This is a genomic window from Testudinibacter sp. P80/BLE/0925, assembly GCF_053570785.1.
In genome coordinates, this window is the sequence record NZ_CM131636.1 from 2249975 (window position 1) to 2272131 (window position 22157).

Here is a 22157-nt window from a genome sequence, read left to right on the forward strand (position 1 = left end):
TATGTTCTATGCGGTTATGCCTTTCTGAATCCACTGAAACGACACAGTAAACACTTACTCAAATCGTAATCGTTGTTATTCTGCGTGATTTGGCATTTTATTGCAAACCTAGGTTCTTTATTATTGAAGACAGTGAGACACAGTCCAACACCTCATGACGAGATTAATAAAATATGATATAAATAGCCTTCGATTTTGTTTTAACAAGGCAGCCCGATTTATGCTCGAAAATATGACATATAATGCCGATTTGGTGGAAGAGATTTCGCTTTCGGCTAATCAAGATGATCTCAAAACCATTCAAGATTTTTTGCGTTGGAGTTATAGCTGTTTCAATGCCTCGGATATTTTTTACGGACACGGGCAGGACAATGCTTGGGATGAAGCCGTTCAATTGGTATTGGCGACATTGCATTTGCCGCACGATCTGCCCGCCGAACTGTATACTTCAAACCTGACGCACTATGAAAAACAAAAATTATTCGGCATGATTGTTCAGCGGATTGAAACGCGCAAACCGGTAGCCTATTTGACTCACAACGCGTGGTTCTGCGGCTTGGAGTTTTATGTCGATGAACGCGTGATTGTACCGCGTTCGCCGATTGGGGAGCTGATTCAAAATGGTTTCACCGGCTTGCTGAAAGAAGAACCGCAACGGATTTTGGATATGTGCACCGGCAGCGGTTGCATTGCGATTGCCTGCTCAGTGAAATTCCCGCATGCGGAAATTGACGCGGTCGATCTGTCGCTCGAGGCGCTACAAGTGACTGAAATCAATATTGAACGCCACAATGCACTGCACCATGTTTTCCCGATTCAGTCGGATCTGTTCAGCGCCTTGCCGCAGGATCAATATAATTTAATCGTCACCAATCCGCCGTATGTCGATGCGGAAGATTTGGATGAAATGCCGGCGGAGTTTTACCATGAGCCGATGTTGGCACTTGAGGCAGGCGACGACGGCTTGATTCTGGCAAAACGGATTTTGGCAAATGCCGCCGACTATTTAACCGATAACGGTGTATTGGTGTGTGAAGTCGGCAATAGTATGGTGCATTTGATCGAACAATTCCCGACGGTACCGTTTAACTGGATTCAGTTTGAACGCGGCGGCGACGGCGTTTTCTCTCTCACTAAAACGCAGTTGTTAGCCAATCAAGAACTGTTTGCCCAATATAAATAATCTAATTTTGTTACACCGAGTGCTTTTTTGTCGTAGGACGTTTTATGCCCGTAAATTTTACAAAAATCTTTCAAGATAGCTTGAATTTTCTGATTAACCAGAAACCCTTATTGATTACGGTGATGGCGCTGTTTGTTATCAACAACCTCGCCACCCAACTGATCTTAAGTTCTCTGCAGCCGCCGATCGCCGTATTGAACGACGCGGAATACCGTATCAACGGCACCAGTTTAATGCTGACGATTGCAGCGCATATCATCAGCTTATTGCTGGTCTTATGGCTGTTAAACCTGATTATTCAAATCAGCAAGGGACAGGCTGCTAATTTCGCTACCGCACTTAACCTTTCGCTTGGCAAAATCATTCCTTTTGTGGTTTTGAATATCATCAGCGTACTGCCGATCAGTCTGGGTATCACCAGCTTTTCCGCCCCGAATGTCGGTATTATTGCTTTATTGTCATTCTGTGTCGGCGGCTACTTATTCCTGCGTCTTTTTCTGGCGCAATTTGCCTATATTATTGAAAACGGTACGATTGGCGAAGCCTTGAAATTAGTCTGGCTGAACAGCGGTAAACGGGTGTTTCCGTTGTTTTTATTAGTGTTGGCAACCTATATTTTACCTTTATTGGTATCGCTACAATTAGCTAATTTAGGCAATTCGCTGTTTGTGATATTTTTGAGTTCTATTATTACAGCGGCAATCAGCATTTTCACGGTGGTATTTACCTACCGTTTTTACCAATTGTTTATCGATAAAAATATCTTACGGAAGTTTCAATGAAACAAATACTTGAATTTATCCCTTTAATCCTGTTTTTTGCCGCCTATAAAATTTACGGCATTCAAGCCGGTGCGATTACCCTGATTGCGGCGACGATCGCCCAAATGCTGATTTTAAAATTTAAATTCGGCGGGATTGAAAAACAGCAAAAAATCATGGCGGCGGCGGTGGTCTTTTTTGGCTTATTAACGGTGTATTTTAACGACTTAGAATTTCTGAAATGGAAAGTAACGATGGTATACGCCCTGTTTGCCATTATCTTGCTGGTCAGCCAATATGGCTTTAAAAAACCTCTGGTAAAAAGCCTGCTCGGTAAAGAAATCCAACTGCCGCAGTTTGTATGGAATAATTTAAATCTGGGCTGGGCGTTATTTTTTATTCTGTGTATGTTGGCGAATTTGTATATCAGCCATTATATGTCGGACGACGCTTGGGCAACCTTTAAAGTCTTTGGTGTGATCGGTATGACGTTAGTCGCCACCGTGATCACCGGGGTCTATCTCTATCGTTATTTGCCGAAAGAGAACGAACAAACGAACAATAAATAATTGGAAGAAATCATGGAACACGAATTTGTTGAAACCGCACTTGGTGCCAATCCGGGGCGCATTTCTAAAGGGCGCTTATTGCTGCGCACACTCGCTATGCCGTCTGACACTAACGCCAACGGGGATATTTTCGGCGGCTGGATTATGTCGCAAATGGATATTGGCGGCGCCATCATGGCAAAAGAAATCGCACAAGGCAAAGTGGTGACGGTGTCAGTCGATAAGATCAACTTTATCCGCCCGGTTTCGGTCGGGGATGTGATTTGTTGCTACGGACGCTGTGTCAAAGTCGGCAACAGCTCAATTAAAATCGAAGTGGAAGTGTGGGTGAAAAAAGTCTCCACCGAGCCGTTTAATGAACGCTACTGTGTCACCGACGCGGTCTTTACCTTCGTTGCGATTGATCAAAACGGGCGTCCGAAAGCGATTCCGAAAGTCAATAATCCGGAATTGGAAAAAGCGATTTTAGAACTACAAGAATATCAAGCCAATCAAACAAAATAAGGGGAAACCGATGTACTACGTTATTTTCGCACAAGATAAACCTGACACGTTACAACAACGTTTAGCCGTTCGTGAACAACATTTGCAACGTTTGCATGCCTTACAAGCGGAAAACCGCCTGCTGACAGCCGGTCCGAATCCGGCGATCGATGATGAAAACCCGGGCGAGGCCGGTTTTACCGGTTCAACCGTGATCGCCCAGTTTGACAGCCTTGAGCAAGCCAAACAATGGGCAAGCGAAGATCCGTACATTGCCGCCGGTGTCTATGGCGATGTGGTGGTAAAACCATTTAAACGCGTATTTTAGCTGGCAAAGAGGTTGGGATTCCAACCTCTTTTTTATGCTAAGGCTTGAATTTCAGTAAGCGGTTGGCGTTGCTGACCACGGTAATCGAAGAGAGCGCCATCGCCGCCCCGGCAAAAACCGGATTGAGCAAGACCCCAAAGAAGGGATATAACACCCCGGCGGCAACTGGAATTCCCAAGCTGTTATAGATGAATGCGCCGAGCAAGTTCTGTTTGATGTTGCGTATGCTTGCCTGTGACAACGACAATACATCAGACACGGCGTCAATACTGTGGCGCATTAAGGTCAAATCCGCCGTTTCAATCGCCACATCGCTGCCGCTGGCAATCGCAATACTGACATCTGCCAACGCCAAGGCGGGCGCGTCATTAATGCCGTCACCGACCATTGCCACGTTATAGCCCTGTTGCTGCAGCTTGCGGATAACGTCCACTTTTCCTTGCGGCAATACACCGGCAACCACTTGATCGATCCCCAGTTGTTTCGCCACCGCTTCTGCGGTTTGCTGCTGATCACCGGTCAACATCACGGTGCGGTAACCGGCTTGTTGCAACTGTTTGACCGCACTTGGGCTTTCGGCACGGATTTGATCTTTCACCACCATAAAACCGACAAATTCGCCATTTTTCGCCAAGTACAGCACGGTGCCGCCGGCTCGACTTTCACGGCTTGCTTTTTCCGTCATTGCTGTCGGAATGACAATGTTTTGCAAGTTCATTAATGTCAAATTACCGAGATAAAGCTGTTGCCCATGAATTTTTCCACTGACCCCCATGCCTTTTAAGGTCATAAACGCCTCAACGTCGTTTAACTGTACATTTTGTATCAATTCAGCGTCTAGCAAAGCCTTCGTTAGCGGGTGGTTGGCGTATTTTTCCAAACTGGCTGCCCACCGCAATAAATCCGTCTCATTCTGTCCGGTCGCCGGATAAAGTGCGGTCAGCTTCGGTTTACCTTCGGTCAGCGTGCCGGTTTTATCAAAAACCACAATATTAACGTTCGCCGCTTTCTGCAAGGCATCGGCGTCCCGTACCAAAATCCCCAATTCCGCCGCACGGGAAACCGAGGCAATCACCGACATCGGCGTTGCCAAGCCTAATGCACAGGGGCAGGCGATAATTAATACCGTGGTCAATACCACCAACGAATGCGCCAGTTTTGGCTCCGGTCCGATAACATACCACACTAATGCCGCCACAATCGCAATTGCCACCACTACCGGCACAAATACCGAAGCGACTTTATCCGCTAATTTGGCAATTTGCGGCTTACTGCTCTGCGCCTGACGCACTAATTTGATGATATTTGCCAATACGGTTTGTTCCCCGACTTGGGTTGCCTCAAAACGTAAACTGCCGTTATCGACAATAGTGCCCGCTTTGACTTGATCGCCCGCCGTTTTATTCACCGCCAACGGTTCGCCGGTCAACATCGATTCATCCAGCCAGGCTTCACCGCTCACCACCACGCCATCAACCGCCACACGATCACCGGTTTTCAGGCGGATTAACATCCCGCTTTTCACTTGCTGCAACGGCAATTCCGTTTCACCTTGTTCCGTTATCACAGTGACGCTAGGCGGTGTCAAATCCAGCAATTTCTCCAATGCATGCGAAGAGCGTTGTTTGGCTTTGGTTTCCAGCATTTTGCCTAAACTAACCAAACCGATAATCATCAAGCTGGCTTCAAAATAGAGATGGCGCGCATTGTCAGGAAAAAAGCCCGGAAACAGCGCGATTGCCATCGAAAATAACCAAGCAACACCGGTTCCCAAGGCGACCAAGGTGTCCATGGTGGCATTGCCGTGTTTGAGATTACGCCACGCACTGATAAAAAAATGCCGTCCGCTGAATGCCATGATTGCCGCACTCAATAGCCCGACCAAGATCCAACCGAATTGAGTACTTGGCGTCACAGCCATGCCGTTGAAAAATCCCCAAAACATCAAGCCAAAGCCAAAGAGCAAAGCGACAATCGCCTGCCATTTGCGTTGTTTGATTTCATCTTCGGTATGTTGCTGTTGCTTTTCCCGTCGCAATTGCTGATCTTCAACCACCTCCGCACCATAACCGATATTTTCGACTGCTCGAATTAAATCACCGCGGTTAACATCGCCATAAACCAAGGCGCTGTTATCGGCTAAATTCACGCTGACTTTAGCTTTCGGATCAACGGCTTCCAAGGCTTTTTCAACTTTTAACACGCAACTGGCACAGGTCATGCCGCTTAACAACAGCTGGGTGACCGTTTGATTCTGATCTTGCTCGCCTACTACCCCTTGATCAGAATCCGGTTTTTCCGCTGTATCTTTCGGTTCGCTGGGCAGTAGTTCAATTTTTGGGTCGCGCGCTTCCTCTGCCGATTCAGAAACAAGCGCGGCATGATAACCAGCCTCTTCCACCACTTGAATCAAGGCTTGCGGATCGCTGTCGGCATAAACCGACAATTCATTCAGACTTAGGCTGTAAATGAGCTCCGGATCACATTCGCCCAGTGCTTTATCCAACGATTTGACACAATGCTGACACGACAAGCCGCTCAGTGCCAAAGTGAAGTGCGGTTGCGGATTGGCACTCGCCTGATAACCTGCAGCCGCAACCGCTTGAATCAAGGTTTCGCTCTCCGCCGAGCCGCTCACCTCTGCGTAATGCAAGTTGACTTTAACCGTATCAACCCCACTGACTTGACTTAAATTCTGTTTCACATGGCGCACACAGTTTTGGCACGACAGCTGTTGCAGCCCCAAGATAATCTTTGACATGAATCTTCTCCTATCTGTTTATCTCTTGCTATTTGAATCGAATGAATCTTGGCGTTAGAATAAACCTTCCCCTAACGATAAGGTCAAGCTGTTTTTTATGAATATCAAGCAAATCGCACAAATTACCGGATTAACTGCCAAAACGATCCGTTTTTATGAAAGTAAAAACATCATCAGTCCGCCTGAACGCGGAATAAACGGCTATCGCCAATATGATATTCGCCACATCGACGAATTGACCTTTCTGCGCCGTTCGCGCAGTATCGGATTCTCTTTGCCGGAATCCAAAGAATTATTGGAACTTTATCTAAATCCAAGTCGCCACAGTAGTGAGATCAAGCAGCGCACCTTGGATAAAATCGCACATATCGAACAACAAATTTTACAGCTGCAAGCAATGAAAACCCAACTGGAATCCCTCGCCGCCGAGTGTCCCGGGGACGAACAAAGCCAATGCCCGATTATTGATTCGTTAAGTGGAAAAAACGATTGTGCCGGATAGAACAAACCGCACTTTGTCGATCTGATCACAGATTAAAGTGCGGTTTGAGGTAAGCGAAATGCGTTATTTGACAATTTTCAGGTGTGAAGTAGAGCGCTTTGTTTTGGCTTTATCTTCGCGCGTTGTTTTTAGTGGTTTATCCACCGCCTCGCTAAAGCCGGACGGTTGTTCAACTAAATCCCCTAAGCTTTGCTCCAGCTCCCGTTCATAGATCAATTCGGGTTCAAACATCACGCCGTCGCCATTCTCGCGTGCATAAATCGCCACCACGGCGCCGAGCGGCACGCTAATATCACGCGGCAAACCTTGAAAACGCGCGTTAAACAGAATTTTGTCATTGCCTAATTGTAAATTACCACAGGCATTGGGGGAAATATTGAGCACGATTTGCCCGTCTTTCACAAAATCATCCGGCACAATGGTATTTGGATAATAGGCATCTACCACCAAATAAGGCGTCAAGTCGTTATCCAACAACCAATCGTAATAAGCGCGGAGTAAATAAGGACGCTTTGCACCAAACATGGATTTTGTCATCTCAAACCTACTTTTCCGCGATGATTTTCTGCGGACTGCTTTGCAACGATACTTCAAAACACGGACGCTCAAAGACCGTATCCATATAGTTTTTAATTGCTTTGCTGCCGGCACCGGTAAATTTCAAATCATAGCTTTGCAAACGATAGAGAATCGGTGCGATATAGCAATCCACCAAGCTGAACGCTTCGCTTAAGAAATACGGCTTCTGGGCGAAAATCGGACCAAACGCTAAAATTTCATCTTTCAAATTATTCAACATTTGCAATTTTTCCGCTTCCGGCAAACGCTCTGCCTGCTCGATCACTGAAAACCAGTCTTGTTCAATGCGGTGCATTAATAAACGGGATTTAGCGCGATCGACCGGGTAAACCGGCATTAACGGCGGGTGCGGAAAGCGCTCATCCAGATACTCTAAAATAATACGCGGTTTGAACAACACCAAATCGCGATCCACCAGGGTCGGCAACTCCCCGTTAGTGCCTAATTCTAAAAAGTCCTCATTAATCGTGCCGGACAGGATCAATTCCTGCTCATGCGGGACTTCTTTTTCTGCCAAAACCATTCTGACTTGCTGCGAACCCAAACTGGTTTCATCATAAAAAAGAGTAATAATTGAACGTTTGTTAGCTGCTATCATGCCTTTCTCCGCACTTGTTCTTATCTATTGCGCTGTTTTCTTTACATTATCGTGACAAAATCGCGTCTTTGCAGGACCCGATTCAAAATAAGGCGAGTATTATAGCATAAAGCATTACCATTTTTCTAAAAAAACCGCACTTTGATTGGTATCGCCTTGTTTTAGAAAATAAAAAAAACCTCTATCCGAAAGATAGAGGTTGATTTTATATGATCAACAATGAATTATTTCGTTTCCGGCTTAGTTTGATCTAATAATTTATTCATGCTTTCTTTTGCTTCGTCAGCTTTCTCGGCGACAGTTGCTTGCGCTTCAGTCGCTGTCGCAGTCACGCTTTCTTTCGCTTCCGCGGCTTTCTCTACCACAGTCGCTTTAGCGTCGCTTACTGTTGCCGCAACACTTTCTTGTGCTGAAGCCGCTTTTTCCGCAACCGCTTCTTTTGCGTCAGTTGCAACGGCTGCCGCACTTTCTTGTGCCGCTTGAGCCTGTTCTTTCGCCGAATCTACCGCTTGTGCCGCTGTTTGCTGTGCGCTTTGCTGTGCATTTTCAACTGCGGAAGCGGCTTCCGCTTGGGTTTTCTCAACTGCGTTCATCGCGTCCGCAGTGGCTTGATTAACGGATTCTTTAGCTCCGTCCATTGCGCCTTTTGCACTTTCAACCGTGTTATCAATGGATTTTTTCGCATCTTCTACAACGTTGTTGACAGATTCTTTCACTTCTTCAACTTTTGCCGCAGCCGCTTCTTTAACATCCGTTGCAGCGCCTGCCACCGAATCTTTCACATCCGTCGCTTTTTCCGCAACCACTTCTTTCGCTTCAGTTGCTTTTTCAACGACAGCCTCTTTTGCTTGAGTTGCGGTATCAACAACATCTTGCTTCGCTTCCGCTACGGTATTTTTAACATCTTGCACTTGTTTGTCGTCACATGCAGTCACAGCCAATACGCTAGCACCCAATAAAACGGTAGTTAACAATTTTTTCATTTTCAAAACTCCTGTTTGCAATTAAGTTCGTTAATGTTATGTAAATACACTTACACAACACTCACATTTGAGTGAGGGCAAGTGTCCAACATTTTTTCTTGAAGCACAACTGTTTTTCAGTCTATTTGTACAAATAACGAGCATTATATAACAAAACACCCCAATTTTTACAATTGGGGTGCGTATTTTTGTGCAAAAAACCAACTACTCTTCGTCAATTGTTCTTAATAATTCATTGATTCCGACTTTACCACGGGTTTTGGCATCGACTTTTTTCACGATCACCGCTGCGTATAAACTGTATTTACCGCACTTTGACGGCAGGCTGCCGGAAACCACAACCGAACCCGCCGGAACACGTCCGTAATGAATTTCGCCGGTTTCACGATCATAGATTTTCGTGCTTTGACCGATAAATACGCCCATCGAGATCACCGAACCCTCTTCGACGATCACGCCTTCCACCACTTCGGAACGTGCGCCGATAAAGCAGTTGTCTTCAATGATGGTCGGGTTGGCTTGCAACGGTTCTAACACACCGCCGATACCGACACCGCCGGACAAATGTACGTTTTTACCGATTTGCGCACAAGAACCGACCGTCGCCCACGTATCCACCATCGTGCCTTCATCGACATAGGCGCCTAAATTGACATAAGACGGCATTAACACCGTGTTGCGGGCAATAAACGCCCCTTGACGCACCGCTGCCGGCGGCACAACGCGGAAGCCTTCTTTTTCGAAACGCGCTTGATCGTAATCGGCAAATTTCATCGGCACTTTATCAAAATATTTGGTTTCGGAGCCTTCCAATACTTGGTTATCATTAATCCGGAAAGACAGCAACACCGCTTTTTTCAACCATTGATGAGTTACCCATTCGCCGTCGATTTTTTCAGCCACACGCCATTTGCCGCTGTCCAGACCGGCAATCACTTCTTCAATCGCGGCTTTTGTTGTAGCGTCAACGGTTTTCGGGGTGATTTCCGCACGTTTTTCAAAGGCGGCTTCAATAATGCTTTGTAACTCAGACATGGTTTTTCCTCTTCTCTAATAAAAAATAAAATGGTTATTGCGCCAAACTATCTACTTTCAGTTGCAGCAGCTGTCGGTCAAGCGAGTTTAAATTCTCATTGCTTAACGCGTGTTGATAAGCATTTTTGGCAGCGGCATTATCGCCTTTTGCCAATAAAATATCCCCTAACAACCGTTGTTTGTTCCCCTGCCATGCACTGTCAGTGACGTTATTTAAGCTAGCTTGTGCCGCTTCAAATTTCTGTTGCTGCACTTGTAATTCCGCCAATCGCAAACTGGCAATGGTTTTTAGATTGCTATCTTTGCCGATAACAACGGCTTGTTGCAAACTGCTTTCCGCCAATGCCAAATTGTTTTGTGCAACCGCACTTTTAGCTTGTTCAAACAAGGCAAATACCGCATAACTGGAATCTTTATTGTCATCGGCAAATTTTTGCAATAGTTCCGCATTGGTTTGTGGATTTTGTTGATACGCTTGTGTGACTTGCTCATAGTTATTTGACGTCAGCATGCGGTTGTTAATTTGTTCGGACTGCCAATAACGCCAGCCCAACACACCGCCGACCACCAGCACGAAAGTGGTGATAATCACTTTGCTATTTTCTTTCCACCAGCTTTTCAGCTCTTCGACTTGTTGTTCTTCTGTAATATATGACACGGATTCACTCCTTTAAAATGATACGTTTTCAGCCAAAAAGCGGATTGCCGCTTCGGTTGGCAAAGTTTGTTGCTCGTTGCGTCCCAATAGATCCTTCACCACTAATCGCCCGTTTTGCACTTCGTCTTCGCCGATCACTACGGCAAATGCCGCCCCGCTTTTGTCGGCACGTTTGAATTGCTTTTTAAAATTGCCGCCGCTGCAATGTAGCATGACATTTTTCTGCGGACAAGCCGCGCGCAACTGCTCCGCCACTTTAAAAGCGTGCAGCGCCGCTTGTTCGCCACTGTGTACCACATAAATATCAACCGCTGGCGGTAACCTCAGGTTTTGATTGACTTCTTGCACCAACAGCACCAAGCGCTCTACGCCCATGGCGAAACCGACCCCTGAGGTGGCGTGCCCGCCCAGTTGTTCGACCAAGCCGTCGTAACGCCCCCCGCCGCAAACCGTGCCTTGCGCCCCAAGTGCGGTTGTCACCCATTCGAATACGGTTTTATTATAATAATCCAAACCGCGCACCAGTTTTTGATTGATTTCATAGGCAATCCCCATTTGATCGAGAATCGCACACAAATGCGCGAAATGCCGTTTGGAATCCTCATCCAGATAATCATGCAGTTTCGGGGCATGATTCAGCACTTGCTGAATCTGTTCGTTTTTGCTGTCCAAAATGCGTAACGGGTTAGTCGTTAAACGGCGTTTGCAATCGTCATCCAGAATATCCAAATGATCTTGCAGGAAATCGACTAATGCTTGGCGGTAGTTATTGCGTGCCTCTAATGAACCGATCGAATTGAGTTGCAAGCTGACATGATCGGCAATCCCCAATGCTTTCCATAAACGGGCGGTCAGCAAAATCAGCTCGGCATCAATTTCCGCTTGGGTAATGCCGAACACTTCCACCCCGATTTGGTGAAATTGGCGATAGCGCCCTTTTTGCGGACGTTCATAACGGAACATCGGGCCCATATACCATAAACGTTGTTCTTGATTATACAGTAACCCGTGTTCAATACCGGCACGCACACAGCCAGCCGTGCCTTCCGGGCGCAAGGTCAAACTTTCGCCGTCACGATCATCGAAAGTAAACATCTCTTTTTCGACCACATCGGTCACTTCGCCGATAGCACGTTTAAACAACGGCGTGGATTCGACAATCGGCATACGGATTTCATTATAGCCGTAACTGCTTAACACGCATCTGACGGTGCTTTCCAGCCATTGCCACAATGGGGTGTCTTGCGGCAGACAATCGTTCATACCGCGAATTGCTTGAATGGTTTTCGCCACGTTTTTTCCTTTCTTATTCATTTCTTATTGACTAGGATCTGTTGATGTTTTAAGTACATTATTCAATTTCTTTTTAGCCTAGCACGGCAAAGCCGTACTAGCTTACGCATAGATCAGCCGCTTTGCGGCTGCTTTGGAGAGGCAAAGCCACTCTCATCAATGCTTAACCGATTGCGACCGTAGGTCGCTGTCGGGTAAAATTTAAGTTACAAACACAAATGATCAACAGATCTTAGGTTAAATCAGCGGTATTAATGCGTAAATTCGGATCTTGCATTGCGATTTTGGCGCGGATTCTGGCTTCTAGCTGATCGATCAATTTATCGTTGTCAAACCGCTCTTTTTGGCGCACCCCGTCCAGATAGAAACCGCTTTTGTTATTGCCGCCGGTCACGCCTAAATCCGAGATCAACGCCTCGCCCGGTCCGTTCACCACACAGCCGATAATCGACACATCCATCGGCGTGACAATATCTTCCAAGCGTTGTTCCAACGCATTGACCGTACCGATCACATCAAATTCTTGCCGTGAACAAGTCGGGCAAGCGATAAAATTAATGCCGCGCGAACGGATACGCAACGATTTTAAAATATCAAAGCCGACTTTGATCTCCTCGACCGGATCAGCGGCTAGGGAAACGCGCAAGGTGTCGCCGATCCCTTCGGCTAACAACATCCCTAAACCGACTGCCGATTTCACTGCGCCGGCGCGTGCGCCACCGGCTTCGGTGATACCCAGATGTAACGGCTGTTTGATCGCTTTCGCCAATAAACGGTAGGATTCGACCGCTAAAAACACATCGGAGGCTTTGACGCTGACCTTGAATTGATCAAAATTGAGGCGATCCAAAATGTCGACATGGCGCAATGCCGACTCCAACAACGCTTCCGGTGTCGGCTCACCGTATTTTTCTTGAATGTCTTTTTCCAACGAACCGGCATTAACCCCGATCCGAATCGGGATATGGTTATCGCGCGCGCAATCCACCACCGTGCGAATGCGATCTTCACGCCCGATATTGCCCGGATTAATCCGTAAACAATCCACCCCGTATTCGGCTACTTTCAACGCAATGCGGTAATCAAAATGAATATCCGCCACCAACGGCACATTGACTTGTTGTTTAATCTGCTTAAATGCTTCGGCTGCATCCATGGTCGGCACGGAAACGCGCACAATATCCGCCCCGACTTTTTCTAAGGCTTTGATCTGCGCCACCGTCGCCGCCACATCGGTGGTGCGGGTGTTGGTCATCGATTGCACCGCAATCGGCGCGTCTCCGCCAATCGGCACATTGCCGACATAAATTTTGGTCGATTGGCGACGTTGAATCGGAATCTCTTTTAACATGCTTTGCTCTCTCTTAATTCGGCAGTTTGATTCGCGCGACACGCCCATCGATGGTGAGCGGCACTTCCTGCCCTTGGAAGGTGATCCGTACATTTTGCGGCGCACCGATGACTAAGGAATACGGCTCGCCATCGGCAAAATTCAATACTTCCCCTTGTTTATATTCTTTCTGCGCCAGCACCTTGCGATTGCCGTCACGCACGCTTAACCAGCAGCTACTGCCGACAATTTCAATCGTCAAACCGCTGCCCGCCGCAGGTAACGCTTGCCCAACCGCAATTGGCGTCTCGTTTTCGGTGTTTGCCGTTGCCGTAGAGCCGTCCAATTGTTCCATCACATTACTTAACACCTGCCCTGAGGTTTGCACTTCCGCCGGCGTCAAGCTGCTTGCATTGTCGGCGGTTTCTTCACTCATCTCCAGCGGCGGTGTCAAGACAACAACATTAGTCGAATCCTGAATTGAATCCGCGGCAGGTAGACCGGCAAGCGGATTATCCGTTTGAATCGCCACCGCCGGTTGATTCTCACTAATCGGAGCCGCAACGAGTTGATTCTCGCTGGTGCTCACCGCACTTTCCGCGGCGGCACTGGTTGTTTGCGAGCCACTCAGAAAATTTTCCACTAAACTGGTGCGTTCGTCTTGCGATTGTTGGTAATTTTGCCACCACCAATATGCGGTCATCCCGATCATTGCCAAGGCGACGATCCAAGTCAATCGCCCAATCCAGCCGGAATAAGAAGAATAGTGATTCACTTTATAGTTATTACGCATATTTTTCTGTAAATCATTCTGCACCGCTTCACCGTAAGTGATCGACGGATCATTCCAAACCGACTCCGGCACTTTCAGAAATTTGGCATAATTGCGCACGTAGCCCTTCATAAAGGTCGGCGGACAAGACGGCACGATAAATTCGTTATTTTCAATATGCTTGATAATTGCTGTTTTAAGCAAGGTTTTCTGAGCGGTTTGCTCCACGCTTAAGCCCAGTTTTTCACGCGCTTGGCGCAGCGTTTCGCCAAGATTAAAAGTCGTTTGTTGTTGCTGATTTTCCATGACGTTACCATAAAATGAATTTCAAGCGCAAAGTTTAAAATTCTACCCTTATTTTTGCAACTGTTAATCATGGATCAGGCGCTGATATATGAAAAAAACGGCAAATTCATTCACTGGCTTGTCATAACATTTAACGCAACAGCTCGGCAAGTTGTTGTGCCTGCCGGACATCAATATGGCGCAACCGTTCCAATGCGGCATTCAAACGGGAACGATCGCCGGCTTGGTGGGCGCAAAGTGCGGTATTTTCGTAGGTTTGCGCTAAACGGTAATAATCCGGGCTGGCAAGTGCGGTGTCAAAATGGCTGAATGCGTCACTAAATCTGCCCTGCTGGCACAAAAACGCCCCATAATTATTATGACTGTCGCCTTGTTGCGAATCTTTGTCCAACGCAAGCAAATAATGGCTCTCGGCTTGATTAACATTGCCGATCTGTTGGTAGTAATGCGCCAGCACCAAATACGGCAAATAATAATCCGGGCTGTGCTGCAACGCTTTATCCAAACTCTGCTTTGCCGCTTCGTATTGCCGTTGTTGCAGATAACCCAACGCAACTTGCACTCGGGCGTAAGCCGCCCGCTGGTTTTCACTGTTCTGTGGCGGCGTGGCGCAGCCGCTCAATACGCAACTGAATAAAAGTGCGGTCAAAAGGGATAAAAACGGGATTTTTTTCGCTGTATCTTGTTTAAAACCGAACATATTTTCTCCCTCTCGTTATGATTATCGGTTAAGCCTGTTTAACGGAAATCGCCTCGCCAAACGCTTTCTTATGTAAGGTACGTTTGGTGCGGTCGATCACCTCGCCCGCCAATTGCCCGCACGCCGCGTCAATGTCATCGCCGCGGGTTTTGCGCACAATCACGGTCAGCCCGTATTCCATCAACACTTTTTGGAAACGGTCGATACGCGTGTTGGAACTCTTGTTATACGGGGCTTCGGGGAACGGATTCCACGGAATCAAATTCACTTTACACGGAATATTTTCCAATACTTTTGCCAATTGGTGCGCATGCTCCGTGCCGTCATTAATATGATCGAGCATTACATATTCAATCGTCATTTTGCCGTGATTGGCTTTGGAAACCGCAAGATAGCGACTGACCGAATCCATCAGCATTTTAATATTGTATTTTTTGTTAATCGGCACGATTTCATCGCGCAATTCGTCGTTCGGTGCATGCAGCGACACCGCCAACGCCACATCGATCATTTCCGGCAATTTATCCAATGCCGGCACCACGCCGGAAGTCGATAACGTGACACGGCGTTTGGACAAACCATAGCCGAAATCGTCGAGCATAATTTCCATTGCCGGCACCACATTGCTGACATTCAACAACGGCTCGCCCATCCCCATCATCACCACGTTGGTGATCGGGCGTTCGCCGGTCACGCCGAAATTGCCGATAATTTTCGAGGCGCGCCACACTTGCCCGATAATTTCCGACACCGTCAGATTACGGTTAAATCCCTGTTGCGCAGTCGAGCAAAAGGTACACGCCAAGGCGCAACCGACTTGCGACGATACACACAAAGTCGCCCGATCATTTTCCGGAATATACACGGTTTCCACTTGTTGATCGCCAACCTGCATCGCCCATTTGATTGTGCCGTCGCTGGAACGCTGTTCTTCCGCCACTTCCGGCGCGCGGATCTCCGCCACCGCTTTCAATTTTTCACGCAATACTTTGTTAATATTGGTCATATTATCAAAGTTGTCTTCGCCGAAATGGTAGATCCACTTCATCAGTTGATCGGCGCGGAACGGCTTTTCGCCTAAACCTTGCAACAGTTCGCGCAACTCTTTGCGGTTTAAATCGAGTAAATTGGTTTTGTTTGTCATGATGATTCACGCCTCGTTATTACACATTACGGCTTGTCGGCAGGATACCGAAAAGGTGCTGTTTAAGAAGTCGGCGATTTTACTGACTAACCGGAAATTAATCTAGTGTTTTTACGCACGTTTCGCCACTGACCGCACTTTTTTTCTCGATCCGGATCGCAAAATTGAAAATAGCCAGATATAAACACTTGTGTTTGACCGCACTTTGGGGCTGGGCGCACTATCGAATAAAAAATCGCATTTAAAAATAAATTTCTTAAACTGACCACTTGGACTTGAAATTAACATCTTGATAACCATCTTTGTGATATTATGGTGCTGTTTCCGTCCTTATTTTTGATAGGAGTATTTACTTATGATGCGAATTATTCTGTTCTTGTTGACCAATATGGCAGTGTTGGTGGTTTTTAATATTATTTTGACCCTGACCGGGATCCAATCACAAGATGCGGCAGGGCTGTTGATTTTAGCGGCGTTGTTCGGCTTTGGCGGCTCGCTGGTTTCGCTGTTGATGTCGAAATCGATGGCAAAAAGAGCGGTCGGTGCGCAAGTGATCAGCCAACCGCGCAACGAACAAGAGCAATGGCTGCTGCACACCGTGCAAGCGCAAGCGCGCAAAGTCGGTTTGCCAATGCCGGAAGTGGCGATTTATCACTCTAGCGATGTCAATGCCTTTGCCACCGGCGCCAGCAAAAAGAACTCACTGGTTGCGGTCAGCACCGGTTTGTTAAACGGCATGACCCGCGATGAAGCCGAAGCGGTGTTGGCGCACGAAGTCAGCCACATTGCCAACGGCGATATGGTCACCATGACCTTATTGCAAGGCGTGCTGAACACCTTTGTGATTTTTGTCTCGCGCATGATCGCCAAAGTGGTTGCCAGTAACCGCGACGGCGAAACCAGCAGCGGCATGTATTTTATGGTGGCGATGGTGTTGGAAATCGTATTCGGCTTCCTCGCCAGCATTATTGCGATGTGGTTCTCGCGTTACCGCGAATTCCACGCCGACGCCGGTTCGGCGCAATTAGTCGGCAAACAAAAAATGATTGCGGCACTCAAACGTCTGCAAAGCTTACATGAGCCGCAACAACTGGAAGGCGAATTGGCGGCATTTGCAATTAACGGCAAACGCGGCACCCCGTTAGCGGCGCTGTTTATGAGCCATCCGCCGTTGGAAAAACGGATTGAAGCGTTGCAAAAACTGAATTAAGATAACCGCACTTTTGAGTTTATAAGGCAACGTAGGGGCGGATTATATATCCGCCCGTTTACGAAGTAAGATATAAGCATTTAATCTACAATGGGAAAATGCAAAGTCTGGTTCGGGCAGATATATAATCCGCCCCTACTTTCATCATAAAAATCAAGTTATTTACTCTTTGTCAGCAGTCTGAACTGAGGATTTCAGCTCTTTTGCTTTGTTTAATTCATTGGCTTCATTTCAATCCTTTTTTATTTACGGACCCCACAATGCAACACGACTACAACGATCTGATTAACATCTTCAACACTTGTTTTTATGCGGAATATAACACCAAATTAGAAAAAGGCGGTGACGAACCGATTTATCTGCCAGCCGACGAAAACCGCACTTATAACGTGATCCGCTTTGCGCATGGTTACTACAGCAGTGCCTTGCATGAAATCGCCCATTGGCTGGTTGCCGGGCGTTCCCGTTGGCATTTGGAGGATTTCGGCTACTGGTATGAACCGGACGGCAGAACGGAACAACAACAACGTTTATTCGAGCAGGTGGAAGTGAAACCGCAAGCGATTGAGTGGATTCTCTCCACCGCCGCCAACAAACGTTTTTTCGCCAGTGCCGATAATCTCAACGGGCAAACCGGCGACACCCGACCGTTTAAAAGTGCGGTGTACGCCCAAGTCCGCCACTATGCCCAACACGGTTTGCCCAAACGCGCCGAAACCCTGCGCCAAGCCCTGTGCGAATTTTACGGCACGGACAATCGGATTGATTTGGCGCATTTTGATCCGTTGCAAATCTAAGCTTATGATATTTGCGATAAATCAGAATTCGCGGTTGCTTTGATATCACTCGGCATTATCCCTTTAAAAATATGGTGTATTCTTTTCATAGCAACACAAAACCGTATATTTTCAGACGATTAGTATTGATTGGAATATATTTAGTCAAAAAAATAAAAACAGACTTTCGCTAATTTGCCGTCAACTCAATAGGATTGACGGCATTTCTTCATATAATGCAGCTCCCATTCCTTGCTACCTTGCCGGAGCATTTATGTTATTTAAACCCAATAAACTTGCCGTACTGATCACCACCGCACTTTTTAGTTATCCTGCGCTCAGTTCAATTGTCCGCGATGATATTTCCTATCAAATTTTTCGCGATTTTGCCGAAAATAAAGGACGGTTTCTGCCGGGAGCAACCAATATCCCGATTAATACCCTAAACGGCACCCGACTGGGCGTTCTCAATCAAGCGCCGATGATTGATTTCAGCAGTGCCGATCGCTACGGCGTATCAACCTTGGTTGCCGCACAATACCTTGCCGGGGTCAAACATAACGGCGGTTACCAAAACGTCACCTTCGGCGGATCAGGCAATAATCCCGATTATTTACGCCAAAACTATCAATTAGTCGACCGTAATAACCATTGGGGAAAGGATCTGCATATTCCGCGCCTGCAAAAATACGTTACCGACGTTGCTCCAGCTGAAATCACCGGTGCCGGTATGGATAGAAACGTCTATACAAACCGGCAGCGCTTCCCGATTTTTTACCGTATGGGCAGTGGTAGCCAGCAAGTGAGAGATAAAAATGGAAAAAACCGTTGGATTAGCGGCGCTTATAACTTTGTTACCGGCGGCACAGTACGCGCTCCCGTTTTTTCCGATCACTCTTTTTATAATGAAAACGGCGATCTTTATGATCCCCAAAATGACATACTCGCCATGCAAAGCCAGCCCGGCGACAGCGGCTCTCCCCTGTTTGGCTGGGACAGTTCGCTGAACCAATGGGTGTTGGTCGGCGTTATGCACGGCATTGCCGGCACAACCAGCAACTGGTGGGTTGTGGTTGACAAACCGTTTGCCGAAGCGCGTTACCAAGATGATCGCGATCCTCATATTGAAAATACCGCCGATTTGGTTTGGCGGCGTAAATCGCCAGGCAAACACGACAACAAAAGCGAGCTGAAACAAATTGACGGTAAACACTGGATGGTGCACCTCGCCGATTCAAACACTACGCTATCAGCTAATCAATCACTGAATAGCGGTAAAAATGTAACGTTGCGCGGCAGTGGTAGCATTGTTCTGCAAGACGATATTAATCAAGGCGCAGGCGGTTTAACATTTCAAGGCAATTACACGGTAACGCCGGAAAACCAACAAATTTGGCGCGGCGCCGGCTTAATCGTGGAAAAAGACAAACGGGTGACTTGGCAAGTCAATGGTATTGCCAATGATTTTCTGCACAAGATCGGCGAAGGGACTCTCCTTGTCAATGCCAAAGGTAAAAATCCCGGCAGCCTGAGCGTGGGCGATGGCACGGTGATTTTACAACAGCAAGCGGATCAAAACGGTGCAGTGCAAGCCTTCGAAAAAATCCAAATTGTCAGCGGCAGACCGACCGTCGTATTAAGTGACAGCCGACAAGTCCAAGCCGATAACATCTATTTCGGTTTCCGCGGCGGGCGGCTGGATCTCAATGGTAATGACATCACTTTCAGCCGTATCCGCAATGTGGATAACGGCGCGCGGATCACCAATTCCCATTCGGATAAAACCGCAAATATCGTTGTGAAAGGTGGCGGCGATCCGACAATCTATCGTTGGCTGGCGACGAAAAGCGGCACGCCCGGCACCCTGTATGAATACACTAATATTTATAATCGCAATATGGTGGAATATTTTAAGCTTACTGCAAAAAATTATGGTTTTTTCCCGACGGATCAAAGCAACGGTAACGGTTGGGAATATCTCGGTACGGATAAAAATGCCGCGATTGAGCATATTCTCCAAGGTGCAAATCGTGCCGTCTTTTTGGGCGTGTTAGGCGAAAACGAAAGTAGCAGATATAACGGTAAATTGAATTTTACTTACCGTTCGCCAATCGAAACGGGGATTTACACCTTGGCTGGCGGTAGTAACCTGAACGGAGAAATAAAAGTCGAAAAAGGGACTTTACTTCTTTCCGGTCGCCCGACCCCGCACGCCGGCAATGTCACCATCGCGGACGACTGGATCTCAACCCAGTTTAAGGCGAAAACCTTTAAATCGGCTGCCGGCGCCACCCTGCAATTAGGCAATTATGCGGATTTACAAGGCAATATTGCGGCTGACGCCAATAGCCAAGTAAGTTTAGGTTACAGCAAAGCCAATGACGGTTGGAACAATAGCTGGCAATGTAGCTTGAATGACGGCAACGGTCATGTCAGTTGCCGGCAGAATCCTCTGAGTGCGGAACATTATGCGGTACTGCCGACCGCCCGTATAAACGGCAACATCACCCTCGGTGAAAATGCCAAACTGAATATCGGCAAAGCACAATTGCGCGGTACGATTCAAGCCGCGCCGACCAGCCATACGCTATTGCAACACGATGCCAACTGGGTGCTGAGCGATAGCAGTCGTTTAGGCAATTTAACTGCGGTCGCCGGTTCGGTTGTACAGCTCAATGGCGATACCGACCATGATCGTTTTCATACGCTCACCATTGACGGCAATTTAAACGGACAAGGACTGTTTAAATTTAGTGCCAATCTTGCCACCGGAAAAAGCGATCGTCTGATCGTCAATGGGCTTGCCACCGGCGATTATTGGTTGAGCTTAGATCTCAGCGGTCAAAAAAATGCCGTCGCCCGTCCGGGATTTTTACCGTTACTCACCTTGACCAATGCCAACCAAGATTGGAATGCAATAAACATTGCCTTGCCAAACCGCTATTTGGATATCGGTGCATACCGTTATATTTTAACCCGCAAAAATAATAGCTTTGCCTTATATAACGCCTTGCTGCCCGCAACTGCCGTCAGCGCCGATAACGATAGCGCAAATCCCGACGTTGCAAACTTCAGCCAAACATCGGATAAGGCAACGCCGGCGATACCCTCGGCTTATGACGATTCGCCTGAAAACCCCGATAATGCGGCAAGCAAGCCAACTCGCTACCGTCGTGCTGCCAAGATTTTAAACAGTGCCGATGGCAATATGTCGGCTGGCGCACTGTTTCAGCCGTCATGGATAAGCCGTGCCGCCAATACCGCACTTTCCAATTATGCGGCAGGCGTGAATCAATTAACCAAACAACAAAGCCAATTAAACCAATATCTACAACGTCTGAATGAGAAAAATAGCGGGCTATGGCTCAATCTGGATCGTGAAACCATGCGTTATAGCAGTGATAGCTACCGCACTTACAAACAACAACTCGCGACGCAACAACTCGGTGTCGACACCGCCAAGGCATTTGACGGCGGTTACTGGCTAGCCGGCATTGCATTCACTCACAGCCGAGCCAATAATTCATTTGCGGAGAATCAAAATGGGAACGGGGTCAGCCATAGTTTGAGTTGGTACAATAAAATGGTATTCGATAACCGGTTTTACCTTAGCGCTGTACTCAACTATCATTATTTAACCAGTAAACCGGGTAAAAATAAAATGAAACAGCACGCCGCCAGCGCCTCCGTTGCGCTTGGTCAACGCCGGCAGCTAGGTTCGATTGGTATCACCCCTTCCGCCGATGTGACCTACTATCATCTTGGAGCGACGAGCTACCGACATGAAGATATTGCGCTGCATAATAACGCGCTGAATTTCTGGCAACTCCGCGGCGGGATTCGTCTGGATAAAACCGTCGCCCTTTCCTCAAGCAGCGAGTTAACACTTTATACTGCCGTCAATTATGTCCGAAATTCACACAACCATCAGACGTTGACTGCCGATGGACGGGCTTTCAAGCTCGCGCTTTTCAAACATCGGATGGAAAGCGAATTGGGCGCAATTTTCGGTTTGGGCAAACATTTCAATATCATCCTCAAAGGCGGTTATAATCATGGCGATGTCATTCGCTCACAATTTAACGGCGGAGTGGAATTGAAGTATGTTTGGTAAGGTTGTTTGTGCCTTACGAAATGTAAATATGATTTAAAAACAGACAACAATACAAAAAATCGTGTTATATTT

The 22157-nt window shown here is 47.2% G+C and carries 20 protein-coding genes; 9 read left to right on the top strand and 11 right to left on the bottom strand.

Annotation, left to right across the window (positions count from 1 at the left end):
- The first annotated feature begins 220 nt into the window (after nt 1-220).
- The 5 genes from prmB to ACWA5Z_RS10945 are packed head-to-tail and all read left to right on the top strand — an operon-like array spanning nt 221 to nt 3324.
- Nucleotides 221-1183, top strand: coding sequence for a 50S ribosomal protein L3 N(5)-glutamine methyltransferase (gene prmB / locus ACWA5Z_RS10925; RefSeq protein ID WP_431052298.1), 963 nt, complete (start codon nt 221-223; stop codon nt 1181-1183).
- A gap of 44 nt (nt 1184-1227) precedes the next feature.
- On the top strand, nt 1228-1965 hold the full coding sequence (locus ACWA5Z_RS10930; protein WP_431052300.1) for a hypothetical protein: 738 nt from the start codon (nt 1228-1230) through the stop codon (nt 1963-1965).
- A complete protein-coding gene (locus ACWA5Z_RS10935; protein WP_431052302.1) occupies nt 1962-2513 on the top strand; it encodes a septation protein A in 552 nt (183 codons plus the stop codon). The genes ACWA5Z_RS10930 and ACWA5Z_RS10935 overlap by 4 nt, the downstream gene beginning before the upstream one ends.
- Nucleotides 2514-2525: 12 nt before the next feature.
- Entirely contained in the window at nt 2526-3017 is a 492-nt protein-coding gene (yciA, locus tag ACWA5Z_RS10940; RefSeq protein ID WP_431052304.1) for an acyl-CoA thioester hydrolase YciA, read from the top strand.
- A gap of 10 nt (nt 3018-3027) precedes the next feature.
- A complete protein-coding gene (locus tag ACWA5Z_RS10945) occupies nt 3028-3324 on the top strand; it encodes a YciI family protein (protein ID WP_431052306.1) in 297 nt (98 codons plus the stop codon).
- Between the two features lie 37 nt (nt 3325-3361).
- On the opposite strand, the gene ACWA5Z_RS10950 is transcribed toward ACWA5Z_RS10945, so the two are convergent.
- Complete coding sequence (locus tag ACWA5Z_RS10950) at nt 3362-6085, bottom strand: cation transporter (protein ID WP_431052308.1); 2724 nt, start codon at nt 6083-6085, stop codon at nt 3362-3364.
- 97 nt (nt 6086-6182) lie between these two features.
- Between ACWA5Z_RS10950 and cueR the strand changes: the two genes are divergently transcribed.
- Nucleotides 6183-6587 (top strand): Cu(I)-responsive transcriptional regulator, encoded by a 405-nt coding sequence (gene cueR, locus ACWA5Z_RS10955; RefSeq protein ID WP_431052310.1) that lies wholly within the window; start codon nt 6183-6185, stop codon nt 6585-6587.
- A gap of 63 nt (nt 6588-6650) precedes the next feature.
- Here the strand turns inward: cueR and ACWA5Z_RS10960 are convergent, their stop codons facing one another.
- From ACWA5Z_RS10960 to ACWA5Z_RS11005, 10 genes are all read right to left on the bottom strand, one after another.
- Nucleotides 6651-7124 carry a ClpXP protease specificity-enhancing factor gene (locus tag ACWA5Z_RS10960; RefSeq protein ID WP_431052312.1) on the bottom strand — a complete coding sequence of 158 codons (474 nt, stop codon included), beginning with the start codon at nt 7122-7124 and terminating at the stop codon, nt 6651-6653.
- A gap of 7 nt (nt 7125-7131) precedes the next feature.
- On the bottom strand, nt 7132-7764 hold the full coding sequence (locus tag ACWA5Z_RS10965; RefSeq protein WP_431052314.1) for a glutathione binding-like protein: 633 nt from the start codon (nt 7762-7764) through the stop codon (nt 7132-7134).
- A 224-nt stretch (nt 7765-7988) separates the two neighbouring features.
- Nucleotides 7989-8747: a hypothetical protein gene (locus tag ACWA5Z_RS10970; RefSeq protein WP_431052316.1), complete on the bottom strand. Its 759-nt coding sequence runs from the start codon at nt 8745-8747 to the stop codon at nt 7989-7991.
- Nucleotides 8748-8951: 204 nt separating this feature from the next.
- A complete protein-coding gene (gene dapD / locus ACWA5Z_RS10975; protein ID WP_431052318.1) occupies nt 8952-9782 on the bottom strand; it encodes a 2,3,4,5-tetrahydropyridine-2,6-dicarboxylate N-succinyltransferase in 831 nt (276 codons plus the stop codon).
- Nucleotides 9783-9816: 34 nt separating this feature from the next.
- A complete protein-coding gene (locus tag ACWA5Z_RS10980; RefSeq protein WP_431052320.1) occupies nt 9817-10440 on the bottom strand; it encodes a YfgM family protein in 624 nt (207 codons plus the stop codon).
- Between the two features lie 12 nt (nt 10441-10452).
- Nucleotides 10453-11733: a histidine--tRNA ligase gene (hisS, locus tag ACWA5Z_RS10985; RefSeq protein WP_431052322.1), complete on the bottom strand. Its 1281-nt coding sequence runs from the start codon at nt 11731-11733 to the stop codon at nt 10453-10455.
- Between the two features lie 232 nt (nt 11734-11965).
- Nucleotides 11966-13084, bottom strand: coding sequence for a flavodoxin-dependent (E)-4-hydroxy-3-methylbut-2-enyl-diphosphate synthase (gene ispG / locus ACWA5Z_RS10990; RefSeq protein WP_431052324.1), 1119 nt, complete (start codon nt 13082-13084; stop codon nt 11966-11968).
- Nucleotides 13085-13097: 13 nt separating this feature from the next.
- Nucleotides 13098-14141 (bottom strand): RodZ domain-containing protein, encoded by a 1044-nt coding sequence (locus tag ACWA5Z_RS10995; RefSeq protein ID WP_431052326.1) that lies wholly within the window; start codon nt 14139-14141, stop codon nt 13098-13100.
- 130 nt (nt 14142-14271) lie between these two features.
- A complete protein-coding gene (pilW, locus tag ACWA5Z_RS11000; RefSeq protein WP_431052328.1) occupies nt 14272-14841 on the bottom strand; it encodes a type IV pilus biogenesis/stability protein PilW in 570 nt (189 codons plus the stop codon).
- Nucleotides 14842-14869: 28 nt separating this feature from the next.
- Entirely contained in the window at nt 14870-15985 is a 1116-nt protein-coding gene (locus ACWA5Z_RS11005; protein ID WP_431052330.1) for a bifunctional tRNA (adenosine(37)-C2)-methyltransferase TrmG/ribosomal RNA large subunit methyltransferase RlmN, read from the bottom strand.
- Nucleotides 15986-16340: 355 nt separating this feature from the next.
- Between ACWA5Z_RS11005 and htpX the strand changes: the two genes are divergently transcribed.
- The 3 genes from htpX (at nt 16341) to ACWA5Z_RS11020 (ending at nt 22085) form a co-directional block, all read left to right on the top strand.
- Nucleotides 16341-17195, top strand: coding sequence for a protease HtpX (gene htpX, locus ACWA5Z_RS11010; RefSeq protein WP_431052332.1), 855 nt, complete (start codon nt 16341-16343; stop codon nt 17193-17195).
- A 260-nt stretch (nt 17196-17455) separates the two neighbouring features.
- Nucleotides 17456-17992 (top strand): elongation factor P hydroxylase, encoded by a 537-nt coding sequence (locus tag ACWA5Z_RS11015; RefSeq protein ID WP_431052334.1) that lies wholly within the window; start codon nt 17456-17458, stop codon nt 17990-17992.
- 253 nt (nt 17993-18245) lie between these two features.
- On the top strand, nt 18246-22085 hold the full coding sequence (locus ACWA5Z_RS11020; RefSeq protein WP_431052336.1) for a S6 family peptidase: 3840 nt from the start codon (nt 18246-18248) through the stop codon (nt 22083-22085).
- Nucleotides 22086-22157: the final 72 nt, after the last annotated feature.

Coding starts and splice junctions, on each gene's coding strand:
- prmB (WP_431052298.1), top strand. CDS start 221: ATGCTCGAAAATATGACATATAATGCCGATTTGGTGGAAGAGATTTCG.
- ACWA5Z_RS10930 (WP_431052300.1), top strand. CDS start 1,228: ATGCCCGTAAATTTTACAAAAATCTTTCAAGATAGCTTGAATTTTCTG.
- ACWA5Z_RS10935 (WP_431052302.1), top strand. CDS start 1,962: ATGAAACAAATACTTGAATTTATCCCTTTAATCCTGTTTTTTGCCGCC.
- yciA (WP_431052304.1), top strand. CDS start 2,526: ATGGAACACGAATTTGTTGAAACCGCACTTGGTGCCAATCCGGGGCGC.
- ACWA5Z_RS10945 (WP_431052306.1), top strand. CDS start 3,028: ATGTACTACGTTATTTTCGCACAAGATAAACCTGACACGTTACAACAA.
- ACWA5Z_RS10950 (WP_431052308.1), bottom strand. CDS start 6,085: ATGTCAAAGATTATCTTGGGGCTGCAACAGCTGTCGTGCCAAAACTGT.
- cueR (WP_431052310.1), top strand. CDS start 6,183: ATGAATATCAAGCAAATCGCACAAATTACCGGATTAACTGCCAAAACG.
- ACWA5Z_RS10960 (WP_431052312.1), bottom strand. CDS start 7,124: ATGACAAAATCCATGTTTGGTGCAAAGCGTCCTTATTTACTCCGCGCT.
- ACWA5Z_RS10965 (WP_431052314.1), bottom strand. CDS start 7,764: ATGATAGCAGCTAACAAACGTTCAATTATTACTCTTTTTTATGATGAA.
- ACWA5Z_RS10970 (WP_431052316.1), bottom strand. CDS start 8,747: ATGAAAAAATTGTTAACTACCGTTTTATTGGGTGCTAGCGTATTGGCT.
- dapD (WP_431052318.1), bottom strand. CDS start 9,782: ATGTCTGAGTTACAAAGCATTATTGAAGCCGCCTTTGAAAAACGTGCG.
- ispG (WP_431052324.1), bottom strand. CDS start 13,084: ATGTTAAAAGAGATTCCGATTCAACGTCGCCAATCGACCAAAATTTAT.
- ACWA5Z_RS10995 (WP_431052326.1), bottom strand. CDS start 14,141: ATGGAAAATCAGCAACAACAAACGACTTTTAATCTTGGCGAAACGCTG.
- pilW (WP_431052328.1), bottom strand. CDS start 14,841: ATGTTCGGTTTTAAACAAGATACAGCGAAAAAAATCCCGTTTTTATCC.
- ACWA5Z_RS11005 (WP_431052330.1), bottom strand. CDS start 15,985: ATGACAAACAAAACCAATTTACTCGATTTAAACCGCAAAGAGTTGCGC.
- htpX (WP_431052332.1), top strand. CDS start 16,341: ATGATGCGAATTATTCTGTTCTTGTTGACCAATATGGCAGTGTTGGTG.
- ACWA5Z_RS11015 (WP_431052334.1), top strand. CDS start 17,456: ATGCAACACGACTACAACGATCTGATTAACATCTTCAACACTTGTTTT.
- ACWA5Z_RS11020 (WP_431052336.1), top strand. CDS start 18,246: ATGTTATTTAAACCCAATAAACTTGCCGTACTGATCACCACCGCACTT.